The sequence below is a fragment of the Acerihabitans arboris genome, assembly GCF_010131535.1.
Taxonomy (GTDB): domain Bacteria; phylum Pseudomonadota; class Gammaproteobacteria; order Enterobacterales; family Enterobacteriaceae; genus Acerihabitans; species Acerihabitans arboris.
In genome coordinates this window covers 1-9,591 of the sequence record NZ_WUBS01000033.1, presented here as the reverse complement: position 1 = coordinate 9,591, position 9,591 = coordinate 1, and the positions used below count along the sequence as shown (strand labels likewise).

Sequence of the window (9,591 nt, the reverse complement as noted above, 5' to 3'; positions counted from 1 at the left end):
ACGGGAGCCGTTACGCCAGTTGGTGGGCTTTTCCACAAATAGAGCTCTTTCTAAATGAGACGGAGCTCTAACCTACCCACCTTGGAACATAGATAACAGACGGCGCTGGCTTTACGCTTACGTTGCTCCTCAAATTAAGCACAGTTAATAACATGAGCAGTATTAGTAACAAATCTCTATTTCAGGAGCTTGTGCATCAGAATTCAGACGTCTGAAAAAAGCGGTCAAAGAGTTGGGAGTCGCCTCTGCTTATACTCCAGACAACATTGAGTTTAGAGCTAGGAGTGGTCAATGCGTACGGACAATCACGAGCTTTCTTCTGCCAGGATTCTGATGCTGGCGATTATTTGCTGTATTGTTGTAGCTAATATTTATTTTAATCAATCTGTCCTGAATTTGATTGCTAGATCCTTTCCCAATGAATGGGAATCTGTTTCTTTGATCCCCATGGCCACCCAGTTAGGCTATGCGGTGGGTTTATTCTTTCTGATCCCTCTGGGCGACTATATTGAACGTCAGCGGCTTATCCTGCGTCAAGCGCAGGTGCTTTTCCTGGCACTGATAGGCATGATGTTATCACCAACGGCGACAGTGTTGGTGATCTTCTCCTTCCTTACCGGGATGGCTGCAACAGTAGCCCAACAGATAGTGCCGCTTGCTGCCTCTCTCTCCAGAACTTCTGCACGAGGTAAAACAGTGGGTACCGTGATGAGCGGTGTCCTCGCAGGTATCCTTGCTGGCCGGGCTATCGGAGGCCTTATTGGTCAGTATTTCGACTGGCGCGGCGTCTTTTTGTTCGGAGCGATCATCACATTGCTGGCTATATTTTTCATCTTGCGCATTTTGCCTGCTCAGTCGTTGCCAACGCCAAAGTTTAACTATCTGGCGGTATTACGTTCAGTAGGACAGCTGTGGAAAGACGAGCCGCAGGTGCGCGGTGCAACTCTTACACAAGCAATGCTGTTTGCCTCCTTCAGCGTGCTGTGGACCGTGCTCCCTTTCTGGTTAGCTCATCGCTACGATTACGGTGCAGGGGTAACCGGAACCCTGGCTGCTTTGGGGTTAATCGGTATTCTGTGTGCGCCTCTGGCGGGAAGTTTCAGTGATCGTCAGGGTCCATTCCGAATGGTTGTTTTTGGTGTGATACTCATGCTGCTGGCCTGGGTTGTTTTTTGGGGCTGGAACAGTATGGCGGGTATGGTGGTGGGCATTCTACTACTGGATGCGGGTGAACAATGTGTACTGATAGCTAACCAGCACACGATTTATTCTTTGCGTCCAGATGCCAGAAACCGTCTTAATACACTATTTATGTGCGTTATGTTTATTGGCGGAGCATGTGGCTCACTGACTGCCACTTGGGTATGGGAGAGAACTCATAACTGGACGCTGATTTCTTCAGCGGGGGCAGGACTCGTGATCCTGGGGATGTTAATAACCGTGAGACGTAAATATTCAGGTCCCCATTCGGGCACATAGCGCCATAGCATTTCTTACATCCGTCGCCCTGTCTGAACCATCGACATGGTGTAAAGCGTCCTGTATTAACTGTTTGGCAGCCAATTTTTCCCCAGCTTCAGCCTGCAATGTCGCCAGTGAATAAGCAATACGCAGGGCCCAGCCGTGAGCCTGTTGTTGATGCGCTTTGTCCAGGGCCTGCTCCAACAGCAGGCGTTGCTCCTGAGGAGGTAATTGAGTGGCGGAAAGACGCATCAGCTCAGGCGTGCACCAGTTTTCATGATCCTGACGGGCGGTTTTCTGCGATAGCCCGGTATCAATTTCTGACAACAAGGGGGAATATTGCCAGTCTAATCCCATCGCGCGCAACGAGCTAAACAGCGTGGTTTGACTAACATCGGAATGACTGAACTGCTTGGCCCAAACAAGAAACAATTCGCCATAGGTCTTCCAGAAATACAAATCATGCTTTTCTGCCAGACGAATAAGCCAGTTTGCGGCCTTTATGACCCAACGTGGATTACGATCCAGTGCCGCTGTCATACAGGCGCCTTCAGCCAGTGCACAGCAAAGAGAACAGACATGCTGCAAACGAGCGGCTTTTTTTACACCGCGCCATGCCATCTGTTTCGCTGCCTTATACTCACCCTGTAACCAGAGTAAACGAGACAGAAAGGCCTGACCGGCGCTCTCTTGATCAAGACCAAAACGGAAAGAGTGACTTAATCCGCCCTGGTCAAACCAGTCAAGAGATTGTTGGAGATAATCACGCCCGACGTCATGATGCCCCAAAAAATGCAGGGATACACCGAGGATACGCAGCCCGGTTGCCAGCGCTTCCTCGTCACTAATGGATCGTGCGAGCTCGCACATAGATTGCGCATGCTCAAGCGCTTTATCCAGTTCGCCAGTACGCAGATAATACAACCATAACCCGTAATGAGCCTGTAAACGTATTTCTTTGTCGTCGAGCTTTTCTGCAAGTGCCAGCGCGGTTTTCCAGGCTGAATGTGTTACAGGCGTAGGGCCTTTTGCCCAGGTTGATGCCTTACCTGCTACAGCGCTGAGATTCATTCTCTGGCGTAGCGTTAATACTACCTGCGAAGTATTTTCATAAAGCAGAGGATAGATATGGCGCTGACATTCATCGTATAGTGAATATTCAATCCAAAACGGGGTCATAGCCTGTAAGATCTCAAGCCCAGTAGAGGGATCGGTCCCCTCAGTTAACGTTTGCTGTAAAACACTCCGCAAATCATTCAGCATATGGCTATAGCGTCCACGCCACTGTTCTGTTGGCAGCATAAACCAATCACTTTGGGACTCTTCTACCAGAACTTTATAATAACCGGCAAAACGGGTTTCAAGAGCGGCATATTCACCCTGTTGCCTGAGTTTATCGCATGCGAACTGGCGCATGGTTTCCAGCAGGCGGAAACGGGTCGCTGGTACCTGAGTACTGACCTGAATCAGGGATAAGGACAGCAATCTTTGCAGATCGTCAACAACCTGCCAGCGATGCTTGTCTTTAATAAGCAGAAAGTTGCTTACTGATTTCACACTGAACATATCGGTATAGATTCCCAGAGAGCAAAATAATCGTTGTTCACGTGTGTTGAGTAACTGATAAGTCCACTCCAGAGTGGTCAGTATTTTCTGATGTCTGGGCACCAGAGAGCTGTGTGTATTGCTCAATAGCTGGAAACGGTCTTCCAGTCGGCTATAGATCTCTTTGACGCTCATGACTGGCAGACGGGAGGCCGCAAGTTCAATCGCCAACGGCAGACCGTCAAGATGACGGCATAACTCGCCAATCAACGACAGTTCGCTGGCTGATGGATGGAAATCATGTCGGTTGGCCTGCCCGCGTTCGATAAAGAGGCGGACACTGGCAAAAGTCAGTAGCACTTGGGTATTAGCCCCTTCGCTCTCAGGAACTTGTAATGGCGGTAGTAGATATTGTTGCTCGCCAGCAACCTGTAACGCTACCTGGCTGGTCAACAACAGTTTGATATGGGGAGCCAGGTTCAGGAGCAACGTAATCACTGGTTCAAGTTCATTAATTACATGTTCACAGTTATCAATCAGCAGTAAACATCGACGCCGTGCAAGCTGTTGCCGTAAATCGGCATCATTATGAATGGTAGCTAATGGAAAATGTAGCGCTTGTGAAATAACAGATAGCAAGCTGGATGCTTCGGTGATATGCGCCAGTTCAGCCACACATATTCCATCAGAAAAATGCGTGTGTATAAGGCTGACGACTTCCCATGCCAAACGAGTCTTACCCACGCCCCCTGAGCCTGTAATCGTCACCAGACGGTGTTGATTCAATAAGGCGCATAATTCCTGCACCGCTTGATCACGCCCCAGAATCGACGTCAGAAAAGGGGTAACAGCAGTCTCAGGTATTTCTGATTTAGAGGGCGCCTCATTAGGCAATTTGTTGATATTAAATCGATAACCACAACCAAATTCAGTAACCAGTAGATGGCGGTCAAGACCCAGTGTGCGGCGAATAGCTGAAATTTGTGCCTGAAGATTGTTTTCTTCGACGATTTCATTTCCCCACACTTGAGTAAGTAAAGATTCTTTACTTACCGCTTTACCTCCAGCACTCACCAGAACAACCAGAACATCAAAAGCTCTGGCGGAAATTCTTACTGGCTTACCCCGGTGTAACAGAATCCTTAGCTGGGGCCAGATTTGCCAGTCAGCAAAGTGAATCTCATCAATTGGTATCATGGTGTTGAGATCTTCTGTTTTGAGCATCACGAACTCTCGGTATGGAGTAAGCCATTTCTAACGGAAGTGGTCATCAGAATCAGGCTATGTGTTGAATGTGCTGCATCGGCGTATAACTATTCAATACCGCTTTGACCGTTAATGATTATAAAACCAATGTCACCATGTAGCATAGCCCTGCGATCAATCCATTGATGAAAACAGGTGCTATCCCTGCCAGCCATATCGCACCAGGCCCGGCTGGAAAAGCACTCACCGTGGAGAGTGATCCGAGCAGGGATTGACCTTCCAATAACTGCACGTGTCCATGGGTCATTTAAGTAATGGTGGTGCCGGACTCGGAATTGTCTACAGAGATCGCAAAAATACAAATGTTGAAACTGATAAAAATTGGAAAGCAGACCGAGATTAGGTCGGTTCTGCTTTTACTTTACTAATAAATTAAGGCCATTACTGATCTGATCTCTTCTGATCTTGGGTCAGGATATGGGAGAAGGTCAAAGTCGGCAGATCCTCTAATTGATCTTGGGTCAGGATATGGGAGAAGGTGACAAACCATCGGACTCTAGATCCGAATGCTACTTAAAAAGGGGTAAGGTCGCCAGTTATGACTGTCTGTGCACGAAAGTAATTTGCTCTTCGGTGTAGCGGGATGTTTTCACCGATATCATTTCCGTCAACGGTATGGTCAATCGTTTTATTGTCCGACTGCCACAGGCGATGATCGGTATCGGCATCACTACCATGTTGGTGCGGCAGCGTGGTATTTAATGGCTGGCGGGAGCCGTCGTAGCCACGTTAACAGTAGTGAACGCGCTTATCAGCGTGCAAGCGTCGAAAATTTGTTGACCAGGGCGGTCAGAGCCGGGCAGGCTGCTGGCATTGCTGATAGCTGCCTATATGAAAGTATCAGCCAGAGAGCAAATAAAGGCGTGGGCAGGCGGGCGGAGCCGGTTACCCTGAAGAAAGATGAGAACAATATGAAATCAAATTGGCGGTGGGACGCATTCAGGTCCTGGACATACACGAATAAAGAAACGCGCCGGACTGAGCCGGCGCGGAAAAGAAGATCAGATTTGAAAAGGTATTATTTCAGAAAACCTTTCTGCTTAAAGGTGACGCGTGTAGCCTCATTCAGGTCAAGAGCGTGGAGCCCGGCCGGGCTGATCCAGGCAATCTCCTGGAATTCCTCATTAAAAGTGACCTGACGGTTTGCGCTGACACAGTCGAAAATGAGATAAATCATGTAGATCTCTTCTTTTGTGCCGTCCTGATAGGTCTTCACCCGGACATCGTCCCTAAATGTCCATGGCGTGATACGGGTTATCTGTAACGCTTCACCCAGTTCTTCTCTGATCTCCCGCCTTAGTGCTTCCTCCATCGTTTCGCCTGGCTCCATACCTCCACCGGACAGCGCCCACTGACCGGGGAAGACGCCCCGGTCAGCGGCCATTTTACAAAGTAAATACTCGCCATTATTTTCAATAAGTGGACAGACTATGATCCTCTGACGCATGTAACCTCCGGATGTCATGAATTTTTTCGATAACTTTATCAGATAAACTTTCTACCGTCCCGGGTGACGTGCAGGTGAACACCCGTTGCTGCAGTAAAGGGGGAAGGTTCTGGGTAAAATGCAGATATTCAGAATGCCAGCCCGTTATCCATTTATTTTTAACCACATTATTCGGAAACTCTTGCGGGCGAATACCCGACAGTTCATCCTGCTGAAGATTTTTAAGCGACTGCTCTGTATCAAAATCCAGAAACACGATAAGGTCTGGAATGGGAGTGATTTCATTCAGTTCATACCATAAGCTCATGTAGGATTTATGCTGGGATTCAGTAATGTATCCGGCTTTAAACATAAAATTAATAAAGATATAATCTTCTAGGTGTGAACGTTCCATCACCAAATTAAACCCCTTGGCAAGCCATGATTTTATAAGCAAAGACCGCTGTATCATAAAATTGAGCTGAATGAGATATCCGAAATGGGCAGTATCATCAAAAAGATACGGCAGGAGATGATGATGAACAGCCTTTTCATCAAGGGCAATGGTGTCATGATCATCCCTATACAGGTAGACGGATAGCTTCCTCAGCAGGGTACTTTTCCCCACACCTGAATTCCCTGATAGACAGATATACAGGGGTTTTCGGGTATCATTCTTTTTTTTGTGGAGGGCAGACCATGGATCCATATATAGGTAATCATATCTCATGATATAAACTCCCTGTTATCAAGCCAATAGCGATTGTTCTCGCATTTTTCCATGATATGGTCATTACCAAATATTGTCTTCAGTATTTTTTCTGCAGGATCATTCTGCATATTACCTAATAAGGTATAGTTTTCTCCATCGGGTATAATAATATCAAAATTGGGTTCCATCACCACATTAGCATTATCCCTTTCCTCAAAGGTCGCCCAGCTAATAGGCATGCCGGCATGTTGTTTTTTTAACTTCACCATCTGTTCTGCAAATAGGTCCGTATCGATTTCGAGTTTTACCCTTTTTTCCTTACCGACACCGAGCGGACAGAATTGATAGAAACGCCATGCCTGGATACGATAAGGCAATTTTTCAACCCAACTGACAATTTCATCCAGAGTTGCAATATTAGACTGAGAAACAACCGTAGTGAGTTTAATGTTAATTTTATTGGATGCCATAGGTAACCAGGAAAGAATGTTTTTTATCACGCGGTGCTGGTTGCTCATTTTTTCACTGCGGATATCAGTATTTACCTGACGGTCTATTCCGTCGATAGGCATACCTACCCAGTCAAGAATGCCGTTAAGCCTCGCATGATCAATTATAAATCGATGCCCTACTGCCGAAAGATAGGTCATGAACCCACGATTTTTTGCATGTTCAATGAGTTCAAGAAAATCTCGTCGAGATGTGGGTTCTCCTCCGGTAAAACCAAACGCCTGAATCCAATTTCGTACATTCTATCAATAACATTAAGCGCACTTTCCAGTGATGAATCCGATATGCCGGGATTTCTGAAACAAAGATCGCACCCGAGATCACAGTGTGAAGTTATTCTGAAATCCAGTAGCAGATTGCTGACGTTAAGCATAGCCAATCTCCTTATCTACAGGGTAGGGTAATGAGTAATAACCTTAATAAGTATATTGTTATTACCTTACACCTGACTGAACAAGTTTCAACCAGAGATGGTGAAATATTCAGCTGACACTGTAAAAGCGCATTTATTGCAAAAATATTGATTATTATAGTTTAGCCGACAATTATCTCCCGGATGCTTCCAACGATTAGATAACCCCAATGTCCGAAAGAATATACATGCTCAGGTAGCGCCAGATATCATTCAGGATATGAGTGCCAACATGGCAGACAGCGTGGTTTGGTACATTCAACGGCGACTTACTCGGAAGTGCTTTCACGAGCCCGTTTCTGCCGTCACTGTTCAGTACGTTGATGTTCAGTGGAACGATATCTTAGTCCAAGAGAATCTGTGCCTGCTTGCGTAGCTGGCAGCCTTCAGCCAACGGGACAGAGGGATAAGCGCCCAGGCTCATCATTGCCCATTTGCGGGTAGTGAAGCAAACGCCAGAGTTTAGCGCCACTCGGTGTTATTTGAATCTCGAGGTCGTTGCCATCGTAACACACCGTCGGGCGGGTAGTTGCTTTGACGCTTTTTGAATAGGTAATTATAACTATCCATTCACTTTTAAATTTACATTGTTAGTTAAAAGAGATAATGAGATTTTGCAATCAAATATATTTTTTAAAACTTCCCGAAGTGATATCCACTGCTACTCCGAGCAAAATCGCACCAGACAACAATATCCACAAAGGGTTAACGCTCACCGGCAGGGCTAGATACGTCACCCACGGCAATACCGCCAGTGGGGTCAGGCTCGCTTTTGCCCGGTGGTAGATAAAACCGGACTCCCGTCCCGCTCCAAAGCGTCGGATGTCGCGTCGCACCAGGCCATCCACCAGGCCCACAAAAGCAGCCATCATGAACATCGGCAAGGTCAGGCACAGCACCAGCAAGCGCACCATAAACACCAGGATGGTGTAGGCGGCCGCGATCACGTAGCTATCCAGATGGATATAGACCAGACCCAGGTAGTAGCGAAAGTCATGGGCTTGGTTGCGGATGCCAACCCTGGCCTGCTCTGATGCGTTCCGTATCCATTCCATTAGTCCGCTTTTGACGAACAACCCGTCGTAGGCGTTTTCTATAACGGGCAATTTCGCGATCGCGATCGACGACCAGCTTCAGTGCGGGTGTCTGCACCCGGCCGACCGACAGCACGCCGTCATAGCCGGCCCGGCGGCCCAACAGGGTGAACAGCCGGCTGAGATTCATGCCGACCAGCCAGTCCGCGCGGGAGCGGGCGAGGGCGGAGTAGTACATCGGCAGCGTTTCGGCTGAAGGTCGCAGCGCGCTGAGCGCCTTGCGGATGGAGGCATCGTTGAGCGCTGACAGCCACAGGCGTTGGATCGGACCGCGGTAACTGCACAGGTCGATGAGTTCTCGGGCGGTCAGCTCGCCCTCGCGGTCGGCGTCGGTCGCGATCACCAACTCGGTTGCCTCGGCCAGCAGCCGCTTGACAACTTTGAACTGCGAGGCGGTCTTGGGTTTGACCTCGACGCGCCAGTGCTCGGGAATGATGGGCAGTTGCTCGATGGACCAGCGCTTGTACTGCTCGCCATAGGCTTCAGGCGCCGCCGCTTCGATCAAATGGCCGATGCACCAGGTGATCGCAACACCGGCACCGCTATAGCAGCCAGTGCCACGTTGTTTGGCACCCAGTACACGGGCAATGTCTTTGCCCTGAGACGGCTTTTCGCACAGATAGAGACGCATCCAGACTCCGGCAAACGTTTGAGTGGTGAGATGCGACTAGCCTGTGGGATAACGCCTTGCTAAGCAGCAATAAACAGGAAACGGGATATTACCGGATTCATGGGGCCGCCTCACATAGTGTCATGAGCCTCGAAATTTATTCCGGCGGGGGGAACGCCCAGCTATCGGTAATTGAGTAAAAATAAATATCTTGAAGGATCAGTTAAATGAAAAAAAAGGTGAAAGGGGACTTGATCATTCCAGTGGCGAAATACTGCTGTGAATACATACAGTCATCATGAAGAATAATTAAATTGAAGATAATAGAGAAAACAGAATTGTTGGGAATTATCAAATTGCCCCTCTTCGCAGAACGTGTTCAATGCGGCTTCCCCAGCCCAGCCCAAGATTACGTAGAAGAGCGGATTGACCTCGGTCAGTGTCAAGGTTGTTGTCATCCCCTGCTGATTTAGGCTGCCTGTTTTTCCCGCTCAGGATTAAGTGTCACGGTACTTATTGGTTGCCAGTTTCTTGTTCCACCGCTCCAACGTTCTG

At 48.0% G+C, this 9,591-nt stretch carries 6 protein-coding genes and 2 pseudogenes; 2 read left to right on the top strand and 6 right to left on the bottom strand.

Going from position 1 to position 9,591, the window contains the following annotated elements:
* Window positions 1-291 precede the first annotated feature (291 nt).
* Window positions 292-1,479 carry an MFS transporter gene (locus GRH90_RS25410; RefSeq protein WP_162368760.1) on the top strand — a complete coding sequence of 396 codons (1,188 nt, stop codon included), beginning with the start codon at window positions 292-294 and terminating at the stop codon, window positions 1,477-1,479.
* Here the strand turns inward: GRH90_RS25410 and GRH90_RS25405 are convergent.
* The 6 genes and pseudogenes from GRH90_RS25405 to GRH90_RS25380 all read right to left on the bottom strand — a co-directional run.
* On the bottom strand, window positions 1,456-4,230 hold the full coding sequence (locus tag GRH90_RS25405) for an ATP-binding protein (RefSeq protein WP_162368759.1): 2,775 nt from the start codon (window positions 4,228-4,230) through the stop codon (window positions 1,456-1,458). The genes GRH90_RS25410 and GRH90_RS25405 overlap by 24 nt on opposite strands.
* Before the next feature lie 1,060 nt (window positions 4,231-5,290).
* Entirely contained in the window at window positions 5,291-5,719 is a 429-nt protein-coding gene (gene nudI, locus GRH90_RS25400) for a nucleoside triphosphatase NudI (protein WP_162368758.1), read from the bottom strand.
* Window positions 5,685-6,407 (bottom strand): deoxynucleoside kinase, encoded by a 723-nt coding sequence (locus GRH90_RS25395; RefSeq protein WP_246236240.1) that lies wholly within the window; start codon window positions 6,405-6,407, stop codon window positions 5,685-5,687. The genes nudI and GRH90_RS25395 overlap by 35 nt, the downstream gene beginning before the upstream one ends.
* A gap of 17 nt (window positions 6,408-6,424) precedes the next feature.
* Entirely contained in the window at window positions 6,425-7,060 is a 636-nt protein-coding gene (locus GRH90_RS25390; RefSeq protein ID WP_246236239.1) for a radical SAM protein, read from the bottom strand.
* An 892-nt stretch (window positions 7,061-7,952) separates the two neighbouring features.
* Complete coding sequence (locus GRH90_RS25385; RefSeq protein WP_162368756.1) at window positions 7,953-8,387, bottom strand: TIGR03747 family integrating conjugative element membrane protein; 435 nt, start codon at window positions 8,385-8,387, stop codon at window positions 7,953-7,955.
* Window positions 8,388-8,427: 40 nt separating this feature from the next.
* Window positions 8,428-9,057: pseudogene (locus GRH90_RS25380) on the bottom strand (DNA topoisomerase); the annotation flags it as partial.
* A gap of 293 nt (window positions 9,058-9,350) precedes the next feature.
* Here GRH90_RS25380 and GRH90_RS26440 point away from each other — a divergent pair.
* Window positions 9,351-9,476: pseudogene (locus GRH90_RS26440) on the top strand (DNA polymerase V subunit UmuD); the annotation flags it as partial.
* Window positions 9,477-9,591 lie beyond the last annotated feature (115 nt).